Here is a 21,634-nt window from a genome sequence, read left to right on the forward strand (position 1 = left end):
ACTGCACTTTATGGGTTCATTCCCCAATGATGTGTGTTTTTATCAAATTTGATTCCAGAATGCGAACCTTCCGCCCCATTAAAATACACATCTTTATTCGCACAAGCCGAAACAACCAATGCAGCCGCGACCACTAACAACCATTTTTTCATGATTTATCCTTTATTGAAAATTGAATGATGGAAAAATTATAGCATAGATTTAAACTTTGCCTGACTTTCTCCCCTCATTAAAATTCAGGTGTATTAAAAAAGGCACTTTGTGAAGAATCTTGAGCCAGTTTATCTGCTTGCTTACGCAAAGTGGTTTTATAACCCTCCGCTAACACATTGCACTGTAAGGTTTGTTCTAAAAAGGTTTTATTTAAAGTATTGGCTGGTTTTGAAAGCAGTTCATGCACTGCCATCACAGTTAATGCTGGATAAGGACGCTTAACCAAGACCAGTTCATCATCTTGATGAATTTCACCCGCCTCTAATACACGCGCATACCATCCCACCAACCCCGTTTCCACCACCACTTTTCGTGTTTCTGGTACATTCGTATTTTGAGATAATGTATTACACGGCTTGCGAGGTTGGCAAACTTCAATTAACGCTTCGCCAATACGAAATTGATCACCAATACAAACATTATTTTCATCCAGATCAGACACCACAAAATTTTCACCAAAACGTGAATCTTGTAAATAATCATACGACAAAGCCAAAAGTGCGGTCAGTTTTTCTAAACTTTTTTGCCCATTGAAAAAAATAGCTTTATCAACCCCACCATGATGTTTAATGTTCGCGACTTCATCCCCTATAGGGCCCAAACGTTCAACCCGAATGTGCGATACCGCATGTTTACGAATAGCCGTTGTAATTTGTTTACCACCAGATAATGTGAGCACGCTTGCTTTGGCGGCTTTCACGGCTAAAATTTTGCTCATTTATATTACTCCAAGTTTTATTTAAGCCTTATTCCTGAATTTTATCATGAACCATCAGTTCTTTAACATATACAGATAAAAAAGCGCCCTACATTTGCCGGGCGCTTCACTTACTTTAGAAATTTATTATTGTTATTAGATTACCATTGGTATCCGTATGCTGCACCAACCATCGTATCTTTTTTACTAAAATACCGATACCACAGAAAGTGAAGATAATGTTGAAACTATTTTTGATGCGCTTTTGTCCTTTACATAAGCTAAAGTGGCTTTATTTATATTTGCTAACACAGTTGCGGTTCGAGCTGTCATATCTACCACAAATAGATCAATAAGTTTATTTTGTTTATGCTGACTTAGGCGACTTTTTCTCATTTGGCTATCTTAGCCTAAATAGAGTTTTTAGTCGTTATCTAGAACAACCCCTTAAATTTAAACTTTTCCCCCAATACCTTTAAATTTTTCAACAAATGCGGATATTTTTTGAAAAACACTCTGTTTTTTAGTGAGGTATTGTGGATTAAGTGGGCTCATTTTAGGGAGCGCCTCATTTAAATCTGTACCTTGTTCACTTGCATATCCACGTTGTAATGACACGTTAATATAACGTTTGGCATCTTCAATATTAAGTCCTTCGGTATTTATCAATTCATTGGCTTCTTGTTGTTGCTCTTTTTGGGCAAATTGGAAGAATGACTCAATAATGCCAGCTTTATCGGCAATGTTATCTAAATCAGTTTGATTAATAAAATCCACAATCAAACTTTCTTTCGCTCGATTTCCAAGGCTGGAGCGGATAATGGCACGAATTTCATCAATAAGCTCAGATTTGTTTTTAGTTTTTTTATTGTGCTCAAATATTAATTCTAAAATGTAATCTAAATTGATTTCTTGGGATTTTAATAAATCCACTTCAAACACCACATCGTCCCAATCAATGGTCGATTTTGCTTTTTCCTCGCCATCTTTTTGACGACGGAGCCAATCCTGAATATCGTTGTAAGTTGAACGGTAATTCTGAATGCTACGTTCGCTTGGCATATCAATAGGTTGCATTTCAGCAAAAGCCTCATCCGTTAAATAATATTTTTCTTTAAAGGCTTCAACGGCTTTTGCATCGTTGGTATCGAGCGATTGAAATGCGTGTAAAGCAGCAAACTCATCATAGTTTTGCAGAATGTTTTCAACCCGCAAATATTCACCAAATAATTTCACAAAGTCTTTCTTGTCTTTTTCAGTTTGAATTACATTTGGCTCCGGGAAGCGTTCTTGTAACTCTGCAATAACGTCTAAATACCCACGACGGGCCACGCCAGCATCGGTAAAGCCTTCCATATATTCTTGGTAACTTTTTTCCAAAACGACATTGCGCGTATTGGATTTACCGAAAAGGGTAATCGCATCAATGGTATCTTGTTCCAAATCACGGAAAGTGACGATATTGCCAAAACTTTTGGTGCTGTTATAAATGCGGTTTGTGCGTGAATAAGCTTGAATCAAACCATGGTAACGCAAGTTTTTGTCCACAAATAACGTGTTTAAGGTTGGGGCATCAAAACCAGTTAAAAACATTCCAACAACAATCAGTAAATCCATCTCTTTGTTTTTAACGCGTTTAGCAAGATCACGATAATAGTTTTGGAAGGATTTACCATCCACATCATAATTGGTGGCAAAATAGCCGTTATAATCATCAATGGCAGATTTTAAAAATTCCTTGGCTGAGGAGTTCATCGCCTCCACTTCAAAACTTTCATCGACAATATCGCCAATCGCATCTTGTTCTTCGTTTGCCGCAAAAGAGAAGATTGTTGCAATTTTAAGTGGACTTTTGACCGCACTTTGCAACTGTTTGAACGTTTCGTAATAGATTTTAGCCGCATCGACACTACTTACCGCAAACATCGCATTAAAGCCATTGTTACCCGCATTAAAACGGTGGGTCTTTTGTTTGAAATTATTTAAGACATATTGGGCAATTTGCTTGATACGTTCTGGGTGTAAAAAAGCTTGTTTTTTCTCAAGTGCGGTCAGTTTTTCAAGATTTTTTTCGGTTTCAATGCTTTTAAATTGTGGTCGTACATCATTGTAATCCACTTTAAATTTCAGCACTTTTTCATCACGAATCGCATCGGTGATAATGTAAGAATGAAGTTCAACACCAAAAACACTCGCCGTGGTTTCCGCACCTAATGCGTTACTTGGGAAAATCGGCGTACCGGTAAAACCGAATTGATAGTATTTTTTGAATTTTCTCGTCAGATTTTTTTGCGCTTCACCAAATTGAGAACGATGACATTCATCAAAGATAAAGACGACCTGCTTATCGTAAATCGGCAATTTATCTTCCGATTTCATCAGGTTATTGAGCTTTTGAATGGTGGTAACAATGATTTTATTGTCATCTTTTTCGATATTGCGTTTTAGCCCAGCCGTACTTTCCGAACCATTCACGCTATCCGGTGAAAAACGTTGGTATTCTTTCATGGTTTGATAGTCCAAATCCTTTCTATCGACCACGAAGAATACTTTTTCAATAAAGTCTAGTTCTGTTGCAAGACGTGCGGCTTTAAAGCTGGTGAGCGTTTTGCCTGAGCCGGTGGTGTGCCAAATATAGCCGCCACTCTCGCGATTGCTCCAGCTTTTTGCTAAATAAGAACTTTTAATTTTCCATAAAATACGCTCAGTGGCAGCAATTTGATATGGGCGCATAATCAATAGGGTGTCTGAAACATCAAACACGCAGTAATTTACCAACACATTGAGCAGAGTATGTTTTTGCAAGAATGTCGCCGTAAAATCCTTTAAATCTTTAATCAGAGTATTTTTTGCCGTTGCCCAATTCATTGTAAAGTCATAGCTGTTCTTATCGCGTTTGGTGGTGTTGGCAAAATAGCGAGTATCCGTGCCATTAGAAATGATAAAAATCTGAATATATTTAAAGAGAGAATTTTCTTTATTGAAACTTTCTTTGCTGTAGCGATGAATTTGATTAAAGGCTTCACGAATTGCCACGCCACGTTTCTTTAATTCAATATGTACAAGCGGTAAACCATTGACCAAAATTGTCACATCATAACGATTGTCATAGTTGCCGGTTTGTTCAAATTGATTGATAACTTGCACGGCGTTATTGGCAAGATTTTTCTTATCTAACAAATAAATATTCTGAATACGTCCATTATCAAACACAAAATCATAAATATAGTCGTCATGAATTTTACGGGTTTTCTCAATCAGGCTATCACTGGGTTTATCCAAATATTCCTCTAAAAAACGTCGCCATTCCGCATCGGAGAAAACCACGTTATTTAAGCGTTGTAATTGTGCCCGTAAATTTTTAATCAACTCATCATGGCCATTGAGTCCTTGCAAATACTCATAGCCTTGAGCCTGTAAATCGCGGATAAATTCACGCTCAAGGCTTCCTTCCGTTTGATAACCCGCATTAGGCTCTTCCACAAATTTATTATATTGATCTAAAACGATAAAATTATTGGATTCAGCGATGGTTTTGTATTGGGTCATGAGTGGCTCCTTAATGCTTTTGCTTTTGCAGATCTTTTTGCCAGTTTTCTAAAATTTCTAAATCTTCATTATCAGCCTGTATGCGTTTTTGTTGTTTTCTGACCTGATCAAATAAGGCATATTGTTCTTTGGTAAAGGTTTCCATTTGTTTTACGGTTCGGGTTCCATTGCCGATAAGCAACGGGAAACCGTTAAATTCAATTAAATTATCGACATTATTACGCCAGAAATTTAATGTCAGATCTTGACGGTTTCTAACACGTAATTCAGCACTTTCTAAAAAGATCACCACTAAACGATTCAAAGAATCTAATTCATCATGAGTTAAATAGTTTTTAGCGGTAATAATATCGCCTTTACGTACAACAGTACCTTTCCAAGAGGTGAGGCCCATATTAGGCAATTCAGCATTTGCACGAGTACAAATGAGTTCTGCAGCGGTTTGTTGTGTAATGGCATAGATCAACTTATTTTGTGTTTCTGCAAAAAACATTTGAGTGACTTTATCTGTTTTATCGTAGTCACTGGATAATTTAAATAGCTCTCGTACTTTTTGGTAAAACCGCAATTCACTGGCTCGAATTTCACGAATTTGTTCCAGTAATTCATCAAAATGATCAAATCGACCTTGCGGGTTTTTCAACCGCTCTTTATCTAATAGAAAACCTTTATCTAAATAAGTACGTAATTGTGTATTCGCCCAACGACGAAACTGTACACCACGTGGGCTACGCACACGAAAGCCGATGGCGAGAATCATATCAAGGGAATAATGTTTTACTTGATATTGCTTGCCATCTTGGGCAGTTATCAAGTAATCCTTGATAACTGAATTTTCGTCTAATTCATTGTCTTCTAATATATTTTTTATATGTAAGGCGATATTTTGTACAGAGGTGTCAAAAAGTTCCGCAAGCTGATTTTGAGTTAGCCATGCTTCATTTTCTACGACAAGCAATGCAACGTGAGATTTACCGTCGTCGGTGTTGTAGATGATTAAGTCGTTCATTAGTTATTCCATAAAATTACAGTTGCTACTGAGCTATGAAAAATTTAATAACAATTTCCTGTAATACTCATACCGCTTTTGGCTTTGTTCAATCGCTAAAGGCAAGCCTTCGGTGATGGAATTGGTTAAGGTTTCAAATTTATCGAGGATTGAAACGATGCGTTGTTGTTCTTCGAGTGGGGGAACATCAAACTCATATTGCAAAATTGCAGTTTTATCCCCTCGAGGCATTTTGGCACCTTTTGAATATTTAACGTTGTATTCAAAGAAATGTTCATTTGCCAATATATGATAAAGATAACGTGGAATAATATTTTCATCTGTCAATCGTATAACTAACACATCACCATTTGTTCCACCAGTTTTATCTGCTAACCAAATTTTTCTTAAATAGGGACGAATGTTTCCAATTAAAATATCATCAGGAAGATATTCAATAAATGAGCCTTCAGTTGGTACATAATTGGAACTTGTTTTACCCAGTTTATTTTGAAGTAAATTCTCAACCCCTATATAATTTTCTTTATCCAATTTATCAGTCGAGATGCGTGATTTTGCATAAATAGCCACATCAATAAGTTTCTTCTTCCCCCCCCCCGAATTTAATTGTTCTAAACTATCAAAAGATAATAATTTTTCTCGATAGTATTCATATTGCTTCTGGCGTAGTATAAGCTCGCTGGTAAGCTCGCTGGTAAGCTCGCTGGTAAGTACTGTCAATGTGTCCAAAATTCGGACGATTTCGGTTTGGACGGAGAGTGGGGGGATGGGGATTAATTTATTTGCATAATTAGAAATCCATTGGCGTTTATGGTCGCTATCAAGTTGGCTATTTGGTAGTGTATTTAACCAGTAGTAAATATATTTCAGTAAAGTGATATTTTCATCTTTTGATGTAATCATTTTCATTGCTGATGATTTTGCTTTAAAGTCAAAATCTACCCATTTGTTAGCCGTTGTGAAATCATCAAAAATAATGACAGGAGATTTTGAAGCAAAATATATTCCCTCTTCTTCATCAGTATATCCAAGAATAAATGTTTTACCTGCCGTCAAAACAGGTGTTGAAAACTCATCACTATATACTGTTGAACTAACAAGATATTTTGTTGGTTGTTCGTAGGCAGTAACTTCACCTAAAGGCTTCCACTCAACCTCAGCCCCATCCAATAATTTTTCTAAAAAAGTGCGGTTGTTTTTCATGGTGTTTTACCCCTCAATCTCCGCCACAATTTTGTCAATCTCAGCACGCAAGCGGTCAATATTAGCTACAGTTTTACGAATTTCCGCATTGAGTTCATCAATATTAATCACTTCGCGAGTGTCTTTTTGTTCCACATACGAACTCACTGCAAGGTTGTATTCATTTTTGGCGATTTCTTCAATGGGAACTAATTTTGCCAAATGCGGTACATCTTCTTTATCGGCAAACAGCTTTAGAATTTGCTCAATATGTTCCTCTTCCAAAAGGTTGTTATTGGTGGCGGATTTAAATAAATCGCTGGCATCGATAAATTGAGTTTGGGTATTGGGTTTGTGCTTGGACAAAACCAAAATATTCACGGCAATACTGGTGCCGTAAAATAAATTAGGTGCAAGGGCAATCACGGTTTCTACAAAATTGTTTTCCACCAAATATTGACGAATTTTTTGTTCCGCACCGCCGCGATAAAAAATGCCAGGAAAGGAAACAATCGCCGCACGACCTTTTGCTGAAAGATAGCTCAAAGCGTGCAAAATAAAGGCGAAATCTGCTTTGGATTTCGGTGCAAGTACGCCAGCAGGGGCGAAACGTTCATCGTTAATCAGTGTGGGATCGTCTGAACCAATCCATTTCACGGAGTAAGGCGGGTTAGAAACGATAGCATCGAAAGGTTTATCATCGCCAAATTGTGGTTCCATTAAGGTGTTGCCAAGGGCGATATCAAACTTGTCGTAGTTGATGTTATGCAAAAACATATTCATACGGGCAAGGTTGTATGTGGTGTGGTTTATTTCCTGCCCGAAGAATCCTTCTTCAATGATGTGTTCGTCAAATTGTTTTTTCGCTTGCAATAATAAAGAACCGGAACCTGCAGCGGGGTCATAAATTTTGTTGACCTTGTCTTGTCCATACAAAGCCAGTCGAGCAATCAGCTTGGAAACGCATTGTGGTGTAAAGAACTCGCCACCTGATTTACCGGCATTAGCAGCATAATTGGAAATTAAAAATTCGTAAGCATCACCGAATAAATCAATATGATTATCTTCAAAGTCACCAAAATCTAACTCAGCAACGCCTTTTAACACGGCAGCTAGACGGCTGTTTTTATCGGCAACGGTATTGCCTAAGCGGTTGCTGGTGGTATCAAAATCGGCAAATAAGCCTTTGATATCCTGTTCGGAAGGGTAGCCAGTAGCAGAATTTTCGATATCTGTAAAAATGCTTTTCAGATCCGTATTTAAATTCGGATTAGTATTGGCTGTTGCCACGACATTTTTAAATAACTGGCTTGGGTAAATAAAGTAACCTTTGGTTTTTATGGCATCCGTTTTAATTTCAGGTGTGATGATTTCATCAGGCAATTTAGCGTAATTCACACTTTCATCACCCGCTTCAATATAATTGGTAAAGTTTTCACTAATAAAACGATAGAAAAGTGTGCCAAGCACATATTGTTTAAAATCCCATCCATCGACAGAACCACGCACATCATTAGCAATTTGCCAAATTTTGCGTTGGAGTTCGGCACGTTGTTGCATTGCTATTGTCATAAAATCCTCAAAATATTTTATGTAATGAGTTAAATAAAGATGTGAAAAATTATACAGGAAATGAGTATGTTATGTGTGAGTTTCTATGCGTTTATCCCTAAAACTTCATTTGGGTTGTTTGTAAAAAATAATAGCTCGTCTGAAGGTTCTGCCTTGATAAAGTGCGGTTGAAATTCGCAATATTTTTATGAATAGCTTTTTTAGCGGAGAATATTTGAGAAAGGGCATGTCGTGCATGCCCTATAGCTTGACGTATTAGTTCATAATTCCTTTATGTCTTAACAAGGCATCTAATTGCGGTTCACGGCCACGGAAGCGTTTGAAGAGTTCCATTGGTTCTTCTGAGCCACCACGCGTAAGAATTTCATCTAAGAATGATTTGCCTGTGATTGGGTTGAAAATTCCTTCTTCTTCAAAGCGTGAATACGCGTCTGCTGATAGTACTTCTGCCCATAAATAGCTGTAGTAACCTGCGGCATAGCCCCCTGCAAAAATATGGCTGAAGCTGTGCGGAGTTCTTGCCCAATCTACGCCTTTTATGACGGCAACTTGTGATTTCACCGCTTTAAGTGTTTCTAATATTTGATTGGTTTTTTCCGCATCAAAGGTGTGATGCAAACGGAAATCAAAAATCCCGAATTCAAGCTGACGCAAAATAAACATCGCCGCTTGGAAATTTTTCGCTTTTAACAATTGCGTAAGTTTTTCTTTTGGCAACGGCTCGCCTGTTTCGTAATGTCCTGAAATAAACGCCAAAGCCTCTTCTTCCCAGCACCAGTTTTCCATAAATTGACTTGGTAATTCCACTGCATCCCAAGGCACACCGTTAATCCCCGCCACATCGGAGACATCAATTTGCGTGAGCATATGATGAATGCCGTGACCAAATTCGTGGAATAGCGTGGTAACTTCATCGTGCGTAAACAACGCTGGCTTATTACCTATAGGGGCGTTGAAGTTGCAAGTTAAATACGCCACTGGAGTTTGAATGCTGCCATCCTGTTTACGTTTGCGCCCAATACAATCGTCCATCCACGCCCCACCACGTTTGTGTTCGCGTGCATATAAATCAAGATAGAAACTGCCACGAAGTTGATCGTTTTCATCAATTAAATCAAAGAAACGCACATCTTTGTGCCAAGTATCCACACCTTTGCGTTCAACTGCACGAATATTGAAAATACGTTTAATTAATTCAAATAAACCTGAAATTACGCGATTTTCAGGGAAATATGGGCGAAGTTCTTCATCATTAATGGCGTATAAATGTTGTTTTTGTTTTTCGCTGTAAAAACCAATATCCCAAGGTGCAAGTTCAGTAACACCAAATTCTTTTTCGCAGTAATCTTTCAATTCTTGCAATTCTTTTTCGCCTTGTGGTTTGGCACGTTCGGCAAGATGATCTAAGAAATCAAGCACTTGCTGTGGGTTTTCAGCCATTTTGGTGGCAAGTGAAAGTTCGGTGTAAGTGTTAAAACCGAGTAATTTTGCCAATTCCACGCGCAATGTAAGAATTTCTTCCATGACTTTACTGTTATCCCATTTGCCTGCATTAGGGCCTTGTTCAGAGGCGCGTGTTGCATAAGCACGGTACATTTCTTCACGCAATACACGATTTTCGCAGTAAGTCATTACAGGCAAATAACTTGGGATTTCTAACGTAAAACGATAACCTTTCAATCCTTTACTTTCGGCAGATTGTTGTGCCGCTTGCAGTGCGGACTCTGGTAAGCCAGCAAGTTCTGATTCGTTTTCAATGAGTTTTTCCCACCCCATTGTGGCATCTAATACGTTATTGCTAAATTGTGAATTTAATTCCGATAAGCGCGCCACAATTTCGCCATAACGTTGTTGTTTATCTTCGGAAAGCCCGATACCTGAAAGTTCAAAATCACGCAGTGAATTTTCAATAGCTTTCTTTTGCGCAATAGAATAATCAGTAAATTCAGCGCTGTTTTTTAACGCTAAATAGGCATTATAAAGCCCTTTATGCTGACCAACCCAAGTGCTGTATTCAGAAAGTAATGGCAAACACGCTTGATAGGCTTCACGTAATTCAGCACTGTTTTTTACTGAATTGAGATGAGAAACGGGTGACCAAGCACGATTTAAGCGCTCATTGGTTTCCGTTAAAGGTAAAATGAAATTTTCCCAAGTAAAGTGCGGTTGTTTTAACACTTGTTCTATCGTATCGCGACAGTCTTGAATTAATTTTTCAACAGCCGGTTGAATATGTTCTGGCTTGATTTGTGAAAATGGCGGTAGGCCTTGAATGTTAAGTAATGGATTTGACATAGACATAAATGTTCCTTTTTTGAAAACTACTTTTTATGTGACGGCAAATTCTATAATATCAAGGTTGAAAAATCTAAAAAATCAGTAATAATGGTTCGCATTTTCTTTTTATTAGGAACATTATGAAGTTTATTTACATTGTTTTAGGTTTTCTTTCTCTTGCACTTGGCATTATTGGAATTTTCCTTCCTATTTTACCTACCACGCCTTTTTTATTACTTACTTTATTTTTCTTTGCAAAAGGTTCAAAACGCTTAGAACAATGGTTTTTAGGCACAAGTATTTATCAAAAACATCTTAAGTCCTTTAATGAAAATCGATCATTAAAGAAAAATACCAAAATTTGCATTTTGAGTTTTGCGACAACCATGCTACTCATTGGCTTTTACTTTACGCCAAGCGTGGTGGGGAAAAGTATTATTGCGGTATTAATTTGCATTAAATTTTGGTTCTTTTTATTTTGGGTTAAAACCGAGAATGAATAATTTTCTAACTTTGTGCCAGCGAAGTGCGGTTATTTTTTCCATTATTTTTACAGTGGTGGCTTGTGATAAATTGGATAATCCCAAGCCTGTTTCGCCACAAGTTGAGGCACCGAAAAATATCCAATTAGAGCCCAACCGTGTTGAATTAAAACGTGGCGTTTATAGTGATCTTACTTTACAACCTTGGCAAGCACAAAGCGAAGAGCAAACGCAATTATTACGCGATCTTTTTGAAGGCTTAACGGCTTATGATGCGCAAGGTAATCTTGTTCCTGCCGTAGCAGAAAGCTGGCAAACTAAAGATAATAAAACGTGGATTTTCACTTTGCGTGAAAATGCCAAATGGTCAAATGGTGAAGCGGTGGCTGCCTCTGATTTTGTACAATCTTGGCAAGCGCTTTCTCAATCTGAAAGCCCGCTAAAAAATTATTTGGCTTTTATGAATCTGAAAAATGCGAAGTCAGTATTGGAAAAGACACTGGCGGTGGACTCACTTGGATTATTCGCCGAAAATGACCGCACTTTACGCATTGAATTAGATAAAGCATCGCCATATTTACCTTCTATGCTAGCGCACGTTAGCCTTTTACCTCACTATACAAAATCGACTAAAATGCTTATCAGCAATGGCGCCTATCAATTACAAAGTCAGGCTGAAAATCAGCACATTTTAACTGCCAATCCTAATTATTGGGCGAAAGAAAAAGTGATATTTCAGAAAGTGAAGTATCAAAAAATTGTAGCAGATACAGATTTGTCTGATTTTGATATTGTATTAAATCCACAAAAAACCGTTCAAAATATCCAAGATTATCCGCAACTTTGTACTTACTTTTATGAGTTTAATCTTGCCGATCCTATGTTGCAAAAAAGTGCGGTAAGAAAAGCGATTACTTCGATGGTTTCCACAAAAAATTTGGTTGCCGATATTGCTCATCTTCATCCTAGTAATACTTTTTTTCCAAAATCTATGCTAGGTGAACAAGAATCTGTTTGGGAGCCTGTTGTTGCAGAACAGCTTCTTTCCCAAAATCAAATTAGTGAAACTCATCCGTTGAAATTACGCATTCGTTATGATGATTCGTCTCTGAATCAAACCATTGCTACGCGATTAAATCGCCAATTATCACAATCAGATTTATTACGAGTTGAAAATCAAGGGATGAGTTGGCAAGAATTGCAAACAGCTCGCACAAAAGGCGATTTTCAATTAATTCGTTCTGGCTGGTGTGCTGATTTTAATGATCCCGTCGCTTTCTTAAATTTGTTCTATTCCAAAAGCCCTGATAACAAAAATGGCTATAAAAATGCAGAATTTGATCGTTTATTTGAAAGTGCAATGACGACGACATCTGAAAAAGTGCGGTTAGAAAATTACGCGAAATTGAAAGGGATAGTTCAACAAGAATATTTAGTGTTACCCATTTTTCAATATAGTACGCCAGTTTATCTTGCACCAAGTATAATGGGCGCGCAAGTAAATTCTGTTGGAACCATTTATAGTAAAGATTTATGGCGAAAGGTTAAAAATTAGTAATCTAGCTTGCAATCAAGGAAAGAATTCTTTAAGATTGGAGGCATTGGGGACAACTCCGACATCGTCCCCGTAGCGATTATCTTAGATAACTGTGCCTGAACAGCTAACTAAACAACAGATAATCAAGAAAATGAAAAAGAGCATTTTTTTCATTTTACTTACTCCTGATAAGCCCCGATCTTTGGAATACGAGACGGGGTTTCTCGTTTTTAGCAATATGCTAAAAAATCTTTTGATTATTCCGTGGCATAAAGTTTAAATAAAAAAGCCATACTGTTCAATACAACAGTATGGCTTTTTTAACATGTATTATTTTATTAAATAATCTCTTCTTGGCAATGTGGACAGGCCATTAAATGTTGTTCGTCATTGTTATGTACAATGTAATGACCCATTTTTTTCGCTTTTGTATCAAGATATTTTGTGTTGTAGCGGTTTTCGCCTACATTAAGCGGTACTCGTTCAACCACGTTGATACCTGCTTTTTTCATGGTTTCTACTTTTTCTGGGTTGTTGGTCATCAAGCGAACTTTTTTGACACCAAGTAGCTCGAACATATCGGCACAGACTTCAAAGTTGCGTTCATCTGCTTTGAAACCTAAAGCAAGATTAGCTTCAATCGTATCCATTCCGTTATCTTGTAAAGAATACGCGCGAATTTTATTAATCAAACCAATTCCGCGGCCTTCTTCACGATGATAAATTAAGACACCGCGACCTTCTTCTTGAATTTGTTTCAATGCTGTCGCTAGTTGGAAACCACAATCGCATTTTAAGCTGTGGAGCGCATCACCAGTTAAACATTCAGAATGGATGCGCGCTAATACAGGTTCATCCACATTAGAAATATCGCCCATCACTAAGGCTACGTGCTCTTTTTTAGTATCTGGAAATTCAAACCCCACCATTCTGAAAAGACCGTATTCAGTGGGTAAATTGGCTTGCGTAACTAACTGAATTTTTGCCATAAAGTGATCCTTATTCGTCATCATTTCTGCTAAAATGCGCGCGTTATTTTTTATTCTCAAGGGGCGAGCATGTTAAAAAGGCTGTCATTATATACGTTATTACTTTGTCTTGTACCATTTTTTATCTGGGGTATTTCCTATCAGTGGCATGGCAATAGCCAATTAACTGAAGCTGATTATTGGCTTTATTTACTCACCGAAACAGGAAGTGTACCTTATGCGTTGATCACCTGTGTGTTATTTGCGCTTTTGTTTGCGTTTTTATTCAAAAATCCAAAACAATGGATATTAGGTGTAATTGTGATGGGGATTTCAGTTATTGCTACTCAAGCTGCAAAAACGGGGGCAAAAGCATTATTTGAAGAACCTCGTCCGTTCACCGTTTATCTAGCTGAGCAAACTCATTCAACACCTGAAAACTTTTATAAAAATGACCGCACTTTGCGTGCAGAAATCGCTAAGGATTTTTATTCGATGGATGCCATCACGCCAGCTTGGTTAGTTCATCATTATGAAAATGAAACAGGGTATTCGTTTCCCTCAGGGCATACGATTTTTGCAGCAACTTGGCTGATGCTTGCTGTTGGCTTTACTCAATTATTAGGTAACCGTTCTTTTAAAGCAAAATTGCTGGTGGCGGGCATTGCGGTGTGGGGCTTATTGATGTTGATTAGCCGTGTGCGATTAGGCATGCATTACCCAATAGATTTATTGGTGGCGACATTACTGGCATGGTTGATTAATAGCATTATTTTTACTTTTTTAAAGAAAAAGGCGATCTTCGTCATAAAATAATGATTTAAGTGCGGTTAAAGTTTTTCCTAATTTTAACCGCACTTCTTTATAAAGGAGCAGACTATGTATTATGGTTTAGATATTGGTGGCACGAAAATAGAGCTTGCCGTATTCAATGAAAAATTAGAAAAATTATACTCTGAACGGGTACCAACACCTAAAACCGACTATGATGAATGGCTTAACACGATTGTAGATTTAGTGAATCGTGCTGATGAAAAGTTTGGTGAGATAAGCACCGTAGGTTTGGGCATACCAGGTTTTGTGAATCAACAAACTGGATTAGCCGAAATTACCAATATTCGTGTGGCAGATAATAAACCAATTTTACGCGATTTGTCTGCGCGTTTAGGGCGTGAAGTGCGGGCAGAAAATGATGCAAATTGTTTTGCGTTATCTGAAGCATGGGATGCGGAAAATCAGCAATATCCGACTGTACTTGGTTTAATTCTTGGGACTGGTTTTGGTGGCGGCTTTGTCCTAAATGGTAAAGTTCATTCAGGTCAAGTTGGAATGGCGGGAGAGCTTGGTCATTTACAACTAAATTATCATGCCTTGAAATTATTGGGATGGGATAAAGCCCCCATTTATCAATGCGGTTGTGGCAACAAGGCTTGTTTGGATAATTATCTGTCTGGTCGCGGTTTTGAAATGCTTTATCAAGATTTGAAAGGCGAAACATTATCTGCTCGTGAAATTATTGATTTGTTCTATCAAGGCAATGAAAGTGCGGTAGATTTTGTGAATCTTTTTGTTGAATTGGCGGCGATTTCTATTGGCAATATCATTACGGCATTTGATCCACATATGATTGTGTTAGGTGGTGGATTATCTAATTTTGATTACCTTTATGAGGCTTTACCAAAAGCATTACCGCCTCACTTGATGCGAACAGCAAAAGTGCCACCAATTAAAAAAGCGAAACACGGCGATTCTGGTGGCGTGCGAGGCGCGGCAGCGTTGTTCCTTTCAAAATAATCTTACTCTCGCCTATCCGATTGTTAGGATAGGCGATGTAAGAACGCATTTTTATTCAACTAACATATCCTGAAGTACTTCATCATATTACGTCTTAGTCAATTCGCACGATAACAAAAAAGTACGGCTATTATTCACCGCATTTTTATGCGCTGTACTACTCTTTCTTCAATAAGAAAATACCGTGATCAGATAAATTTACATAAGCTTGTTTTAAATCGGCATTAAAATCTTCTGGCTTACAATTCACCAATAAATCTTTTCCTGCCCAATTTGCGACGACTTCCCAATGGTTGCCCATATAAACCGCACTTTTAATCTCGCAACGTTGTGCATCACTGCCCTCTACAGCAAGATAAATTGCTTCTGGGCGAATACCTACTAAGCATTCACCATCGGGTAAATTAAACTGTGCAGCATCTTTTAAAGACACATGATAGCCATTAATATCCACCACACTATTTTCTAATTTCCCATCGAAAATACTGGATTCCCCCATAAAGTTAGCTAAGAACAAGGAATTTGGTCGGAGATAAAGCTCTTTCGCTGGCGCTTTTTGCATAATTTTACCTTTATGCATAACGATAACTTCATCAGATACAGCGAATGCTTCTGTTTGATCGTGTGTCACATAAAGCGAGGTAATGCCTAAACGTTGTTGCAATTCACGGATTTTTTCACGCATTGAACGACGTAAGTTTGCATCCAAATTACTTAATGGTTCATCAAACAATAGGACTTTAGGTTTCAATACTAAAGCACGAGCCAATGCGACACGTTGTTGTTGACCACCCGAAATTTGATCCACGAAACGGTCTTCAAACCCTGCTAAATCCACCAATTCTAAAGCTTCTTTTACACGTTGAGCACGTTCTTCTTTGCCAATGCCTTGCATTTTTAAACCGTAGCCCACGTTATCACCAATGCTCATATGCGGGAATAGCGCATAAGATTGGAAGACGATACAAATATCTCGATTTTGAATAGAGGATTTTGTTACGTCTTCGCCATCAATAAATATTTGACCTGATGTTGGATTTTCTAACCCCGCAACCAAACGCAATACGGTGGTTTTACCGCAACCTGACGGCCCTAACAATGTCACCATCGTGCCACGTTTGATCGTTAAATCCAAATTATCAATGACGACCGCTTTACCAAATGCTTTGGTGATATTTTTTAATACTAAGAAATCATTATTACTCATAATTTTTACCTACAACTTAACGAGTTAATTCATTTTTTTCGCTTTAGAACGAGAGATACGTGTATCACCTACAATCCAGTCGAAGAATAAAATAATTGCCATCATGACAACAATTAAGATTGAGCCGTACGCAATAGCAACACCGTATTCACCATCTTCAACGCGATTTAGGATATAAGCTGTTGCAACCCGAGTATCTGCTGTCACTAAGAATATAATTGCGCTCACTGTCGTCATTGCACGAACGAAGCTGGTAACAAGCGCTGAAAGCAATGCTGGTTTTAATAATGGCAAGACGATATACCATAAGGTTTTCCACGAACTTCCTTTTAAAGAAAGCGATGCTTCATCAAGAGATTTATCAAGCTGACCTAACCCTGCAATCGCTGCCCGCATACCAATTGGTAAGTCACGCATAACCATTGAAATAATCACGATAATACCAGTACCCGTAATATAAAGCGGTGCATTGTTGAAGGCTAAAATGTAAGATACCCCCGCCACTGTACCCGGCACGGCAAAGCAAAGCATGGTTAAGAACTCAAGGGATTTTTTACCTTGGAAATCTTTACGTACCACAATGTACGCAATCAATAATCCAAAGAATGCGGTTAATGGTGCGGCAATACCTGCATAGATTAAGGTATTAATCAGGGACGGCCATGCCCCATCGCTCAATCCTTGCCCGAATAACATGGCATAGTTTTTCAAGGTTAAAGTGTAGTCGACGCCCCAGTTTACCGTGAAACTTCCGTAGAAAATACTACCGTAAAGCGCCATATTAAAGATTACCCAGAATCCAAGCATGCCGATGATGGTATATTTCAAACCAGTTGGAAGATCTTGCACATCACCACGATAAGATTTACCTGAAACGGTGACATAAGAGCGGTTACCAATCCAAATGTATTGAATGATAAAAATCGCTAGAGAGAAAATTAATAATATTGAACCTAAGGTACTTGCTGATGCGTAATCTAATTGTGAACCCGCAATATAGAAATAAATCTGTGTTGCAATCACATCAAAGCTACCGCCCAATACCAATGGGTTACTAAAATCTGCAAGCGATTGGATAAATACAATTAAAAATGAGTTCGCCAATGCGGGGCGTAACAATGGAAAAATAATATTATAAAAAGTTTGATAGCGATTGGCTCGTAACGTATAAGAGGCTTCTTCAATAGAAGGATGTACGGATTTTAATGCGCCATCTAAAATCATAAAAGAAATAGGGGCAAATGCGAGAATTTGGGCAATCGCAATCCCATTAAAACCATAAAGCCAGTTATGATTGGTGAAACCAAAATTCGTACTTAAAAATTCGGTTACATAACCAGAACGGCCAAGCATTAAAGTTACCCCTAATCCCACAACAAATGGTGGCGTAACAATTGGCAAAATAGAGAAAATTTTTCCGATAAATGCCGTTCTACGAGCGATACGCGTGGTATAAAGCGCAAAGGCTAAACCAAATACAGTCGAAACTATGCCCACAAAACCCGATAAGAAAAGAGAATTGGTAATTACTCGAACAATATAGCTCTGCGTTAAAATTCGCATCACTTGTTGTGGCGCAAACGTATCACCGTCATAAAACATTGAAACGAAAATCGCCAATGTTGGATAAACGATAAAGAAGAAAATGAGCAAGATAATGCAAAGCAAAGAAGCGATGATAAACTTATCACCTTGCATCACTTTTAGTTTTGCTAATGAAAGTGTTGCTAATGCGGTATATCCCACAAGTAACACAATCACGGAATAGCCCATACTAATTTTGTACACCGTCGCACTGATAAACATAAACAGTACAGAAAGTGCGGTCAAAAATAGCTCTGTTTTTGCTTGGGTTTGCTGTGGCAATCTAAATAACGGCAAAGCACCATATACAATAACAGGCAGGAACCAAGCCCAAGTTAAATTGAAAGAAGCCCAGCCCATTGCATCTAAATATTCATCTGAAGTACTTTCAAACAAACCGTAATCAAGTGCATTGGAAGGCAGGAGCGCAAACGCCAACAAGGATAAAATAATCCAAAAATAAGCAGAATGCATTATGGAAAGTTTTTTTGCGTTCATACAACCTCGCATAAGGTAAAAAAACGAAGCGATATGCGACATATCACTTCGTTAGTGACATCATTATTTGGCTAATTTTACTTCATCAACCCATTTTGTGATTAAGCGTTTACGTAAATCAGTCGCACCGTATTTATCAAAATCATAGTTAATTAAATTAATAGATTTAAAATCTAACGCATAAGGCGATTGTTGTGCGGTGGTGTTCGTTAAAATGGAATACGCCTCACCTTTTTGCCAAGTTAATTCTTGCGCTTCTTTGGATAATGCCCAATCAACAAAAAGTTTCGCATTATCTAAATTACGCGCACCTTTAATAACACTCACACCGCCAATTTCATAACCGGTACCTTCACAAGGTACAACTAATTCTACTGGCGCGCCTTTCGCTTTTTCTAAAGAATATTCATGTAAGAAACCAATGCCAATTGCCGTTTCCCCACGCGCTGTATTACGTGTTGCCGTATTACCAGATTTGGTATATTGCGATACGTTTTTATTCAACTCTTTTAAGAATTTAAACGCCTCGTCTTCTCCCCAAAGTTGCATATAAGTGGCTAGCTGAGTGTAACCTGTACCAGAACTTTGTGGATCTGCGGCTTGAATTTCATTTTTGTAAATTGGGTTAGCTAAATCCTTCCAGCATTTTGGAATAGGTAAATTCAATTTTTTCAACCGTTCTGGATTTACCCCAAAACCTAACACGCCTAAATAAATGGCTGAAGAATAATTCCCTTTCATTTTGGCTGGATCACGGAATTTTTCTACGATCTGAGGAAGATTGGATGATTTATAAGGTTCTAATAACCCCATTTCCCCTGCTTGAGAATGAGGATCCATTGTTCCACCATACCAAACATCGCCTTGTGGATTATCTTTTTCAGCATCAATTTTTGCTAAAATGGTTCCCGTGCCACCACGAATAAAACTTGTTTTAACATCAAATTTTTTCTCAAATGCCATCGCTTCTTGCTCGCACATCGTATTTTGCGCGCTGCAATAAATGACTAAGCGTCCTTTTGCAAAAGATGGATTACTTAACACCAATCCACTTAGCATCACTCCAGACAAGGTTACTGCGATTTTTGATAGTTTCATCAGATTATAACTCCCTTATGAATGAAAATTTTGCAATCTCTTAGAGGGAAACGAAATCACATTAAAAATACGAAAAAGTGCGGTCAAAAAATTCAGTATTTTTTACCGCACTTATTCACCGCTATTTCGCCAATTTAACTTCTTGTACCCATTTTTCAATTAAGGCTTTACGTTGTTCTGTTGCACCGTATTTTTCAAAGTCATAATTGATTAATTTGAGTTTATTTGGGTCAAACGCGGTTGGTGATTGTTCTGCAGTCGTGTTAGTTAAGATTTGTAAAGAATCCCCTTGTTTCCAAGCTAATTCTTGACCTTCTTTTGATAAAGCCCAATCGACGAATAATTTTGCATTATCAATATTACGCGCACCTTTTAAGATACTCACGCCACCTAACTCATAACCGGTTCCTTCGCAAGGTACGACTAATTCTAACGGAGCACCATTGCGTTTTTCTAATGCATAATCGTGTAAGAAACCGACCCCAATTGTCGCTTCACCGCGCGCAGAGTTACGTGATGGCGTAATACCCGATTTAGTATATTGAGAAACGTTAGGATGTAATGCTTTTAGGAAATCGAATGCCTCTTTTTCGCCCCATAATTGAACAAAAGTTGCCAATGCCGTGTAAGCTGTACCCGCACTTTGAGGGTCTGCAATTTGAACTTCGCCTTTTAAGCGAGGATCTGTTAGGTCTTTCCAGCATTTCGGCACTTCTTTAATGCCTAATTTTGCCAAACGTTCAGTATTCACACCAAAACCTAAGATCCCCATATAAATTGAGGAAACATAGTGACCTTTTGTTTTCGCAGGATCGCGGAAACGTTCCACAATTTCATCAATGTGTTTAGATTTATAAGGTTCAATTAAGCCTAATTCAGCCGCTTGTGCTTGAGGGTCAAAGGTACCACCAAACCAAACATCCGCTTGAGGGTTATTTTTTTCAGCTTCAACTTTAGCAAAAGTACTGCCTGAACCATTACGAATAAAGGATGTTTTCACATCATATTTTTCGCCAAATGCTTTTGTAGTCGTTTCGCACAAAATATTGGTTGCACTACAGTACACAACTAAACGACCTTTAGCATTAGCAGAACCAGAAATAGCCAAGCCCGCAGCTAAAAGTGCGGCAGAAACAGAAAGAGAAATTTTGTTGAATTTCATAATAAATACTCCTTATTGGATAGAATGTTTGAATCCTACTCGAAAAGAGGAAGTAATACCGTGATGAAGTTCACAGTTTTAAAAATTCAAGTAAAAAAATAAACGTGAAATTCACCGCACTTTTCTTTATAATTCATCAAATTTTTCTATACCTCGCAAAACTATGTCAGATTCTTGTATCATCATCGCCATCACTGGCGCATCCGCATCAGGAAAAAGTTCTATCGCCTCTACCGTTCACAAAGAACTCTGTAATGAATTAGGCTGCCAAGAAATTGGGATTATTGCCGAAGACAGTTACTACAAAGATCAAAGCCATTTAGAAATGAGCGAACGCATAAAAACAAATTACGACCATCCAAGCTCAATGGATCGCGATTTGCTCATTCAACATTTAAAAGATTTAAAATCAGGAAAATCGGTTGATGTGCCTGTTTATAGCTACGTTGATCATACTCGTACAGGTGAAACCACAACATTTACACCAAAACGTATTGTGATTTTAGAAGGGATTTTACTGCTTACTGATGAACGTGTTCGTCAACTTGCGGATATCTCCGTATTCGTGGATACACCATTAGACATTTGTTTTATTCGCCGTTTACAACGTGATATGGAAGAACGCGGTCGTTCCCTACAATCGGTTATTGATCAATATCGTGCAACCGTGCGCCCAATGTTCTTACAATTTATAGAGCCATCTAAACAATATGCGGATATTGTCATTCCTCGCGGAGGTAAAAACCGTATTGCAATCAATATGTTAAAAGCTCAAATCCTTCATTTATTGAATCAAAAATAGGAA

Annotated in this window: 17 protein-coding genes and 1 pseudogene; 5 read left to right on the plus strand and 13 right to left on the minus strand. The window is 38.0% G+C overall.

Annotated elements, in window-relative coordinates; translation table 11 throughout:
- Positions 1–8: 8 nt before the first annotated feature.
- From KP710_RS03850 to prlC, 8 genes and pseudogenes are all read right to left on the minus strand, one after another.
- Positions 9–152, minus strand: a complete 144-nt coding sequence (locus KP710_RS03850; protein WP_111407500.1) for a hypothetical protein — start codon at positions 150–152, stop codon at positions 9–11.
- Between the two features lie 77 nt (positions 153–229).
- A complete protein-coding gene (locus KP710_RS03855; protein WP_111407501.1) occupies positions 230–931 on the minus strand; it encodes an MOSC domain-containing protein in 702 nt (233 codons plus the stop codon).
- 255 nt (positions 932–1,186) lie between these two features.
- A pseudogene (locus KP710_RS03860) lies at positions 1,187–1,306 on the minus strand (IS1595 family transposase); the annotation flags it as partial.
- A gap of 57 nt (positions 1,307–1,363) precedes the next feature.
- Positions 1,364–4,459 (minus strand): type I restriction endonuclease subunit R, encoded by a 3,096-nt coding sequence (locus KP710_RS03865; RefSeq protein ID WP_111407502.1) that lies wholly within the window; start codon positions 4,457–4,459, stop codon positions 1,364–1,366.
- Positions 4,460–4,469: 10 nt separating this feature from the next.
- Complete coding sequence (locus tag KP710_RS03870) at positions 4,470–5,468, minus strand: virulence RhuM family protein (RefSeq protein ID WP_111407503.1); 999 nt, start codon at positions 5,466–5,468, stop codon at positions 4,470–4,472.
- 33 nt (positions 5,469–5,501) lie between these two features.
- On the minus strand, positions 5,502–6,671 hold the full coding sequence (locus tag KP710_RS03875) for a restriction endonuclease subunit S (protein WP_215770603.1): 1,170 nt from the start codon (positions 6,669–6,671) through the stop codon (positions 5,502–5,504).
- A gap of 6 nt (positions 6,672–6,677) precedes the next feature.
- Positions 6,678–8,222 carry a type I restriction-modification system subunit M gene (locus KP710_RS03880; RefSeq protein ID WP_111407504.1) on the minus strand — a complete coding sequence of 515 codons (1,545 nt, stop codon included), beginning with the start codon at positions 8,220–8,222 and terminating at the stop codon, positions 6,678–6,680.
- Positions 8,223–8,477: 255 nt separating this feature from the next.
- The gene (gene prlC, locus KP710_RS03885; protein ID WP_111407671.1) at positions 8,478–10,517 is read right to left on the minus strand and encodes an oligopeptidase A; all 2,040 of its coding nucleotides are present in this window, start codon (positions 10,515–10,517) and stop codon (positions 8,478–8,480) included.
- Positions 10,518–10,639: 122 nt separating this feature from the next.
- Between prlC and KP710_RS03890 the strand changes: the two genes are divergently transcribed.
- Together KP710_RS03890 and KP710_RS03895 are read left to right on the plus strand one after the other, a co-directional pair.
- Positions 10,640–11,002, plus strand: a complete 363-nt coding sequence (locus KP710_RS03890) for a YbaN family protein (RefSeq protein ID WP_065265262.1) — start codon at positions 10,640–10,642, stop codon at positions 11,000–11,002.
- Positions 10,995–12,536, plus strand: a complete 1,542-nt coding sequence (locus KP710_RS03895; RefSeq protein ID WP_111407505.1) for a peptide ABC transporter substrate-binding protein — start codon at positions 10,995–10,997, stop codon at positions 12,534–12,536. Before KP710_RS03890 ends, KP710_RS03895 begins: the two co-directional genes overlap by 8 nt.
- Before the next feature lie 320 nt (positions 12,537–12,856).
- Here KP710_RS03895 and ribA read toward each other — a convergent pair whose 3' ends face one another.
- Positions 12,857–13,507, minus strand: a complete 651-nt coding sequence (gene ribA / locus KP710_RS03900) for a GTP cyclohydrolase II (protein WP_111407506.1) — start codon at positions 13,505–13,507, stop codon at positions 12,857–12,859.
- 69 nt (positions 13,508–13,576) lie between these two features.
- Here ribA and KP710_RS03905 point away from each other — a divergent pair, with 69 nt between their 5' ends.
- Positions 13,577–14,302 (plus strand): phosphatase PAP2 family protein, encoded by a 726-nt coding sequence (locus KP710_RS03905; RefSeq protein ID WP_048953785.1) that lies wholly within the window; start codon positions 13,577–13,579, stop codon positions 14,300–14,302.
- A gap of 63 nt (positions 14,303–14,365) precedes the next feature.
- The gene (nagK, locus tag KP710_RS03910; RefSeq protein WP_048953787.1) at positions 14,366–15,280 is read left to right on the plus strand and encodes an N-acetylglucosamine kinase; all 915 of its coding nucleotides are present in this window, start codon (positions 14,366–14,368) and stop codon (positions 15,278–15,280) included.
- Between the two features lie 157 nt (positions 15,281–15,437).
- On the opposite strand, the gene fbpC is transcribed toward nagK, so the two are convergent.
- From fbpC to KP710_RS03930, 4 genes are all read right to left on the minus strand, one after another.
- On the minus strand, positions 15,438–16,487 hold the full coding sequence (gene fbpC, locus KP710_RS03915; protein WP_048953788.1) for a ferric ABC transporter ATP-binding protein: 1,050 nt from the start codon (positions 16,485–16,487) through the stop codon (positions 15,438–15,440).
- Positions 16,488–16,511: 24 nt separating this feature from the next.
- Positions 16,512–18,569: an ABC transporter permease gene (locus tag KP710_RS03920; protein WP_048953949.1), complete on the minus strand. Its 2,058-nt coding sequence runs from the start codon at positions 18,567–18,569 to the stop codon at positions 16,512–16,514.
- Positions 18,570–18,632: 63 nt separating this feature from the next.
- Positions 18,633–19,667, minus strand: coding sequence for an ABC transporter substrate-binding protein (locus KP710_RS03925; protein ID WP_005627956.1), 1,035 nt, complete (start codon positions 19,665–19,667; stop codon positions 18,633–18,635).
- 121 nt (positions 19,668–19,788) lie between these two features.
- Positions 19,789–20,829: an ABC transporter substrate-binding protein gene (locus tag KP710_RS03930; RefSeq protein ID WP_005668523.1), complete on the minus strand. Its 1,041-nt coding sequence runs from the start codon at positions 20,827–20,829 to the stop codon at positions 19,789–19,791.
- A 163-nt stretch (positions 20,830–20,992) separates the two neighbouring features.
- On the opposite strand from KP710_RS03930, the gene udk reads away from it, so the two are divergent.
- Positions 20,993–21,631 (plus strand): uridine kinase, encoded by a 639-nt coding sequence (gene udk / locus KP710_RS03935; RefSeq protein ID WP_005627960.1) that lies wholly within the window; start codon positions 20,993–20,995, stop codon positions 21,629–21,631.
- Positions 21,632–21,634: the final 3 nt, after the last annotated feature.

Origin of the sequence: Haemophilus sp. SZY H35 (assembly GCF_018829705.1) — a bacterium.
Lineage (GTDB): Bacteria > Pseudomonadota > Gammaproteobacteria > Enterobacterales > Pasteurellaceae > Haemophilus > Haemophilus haemolyticus_K.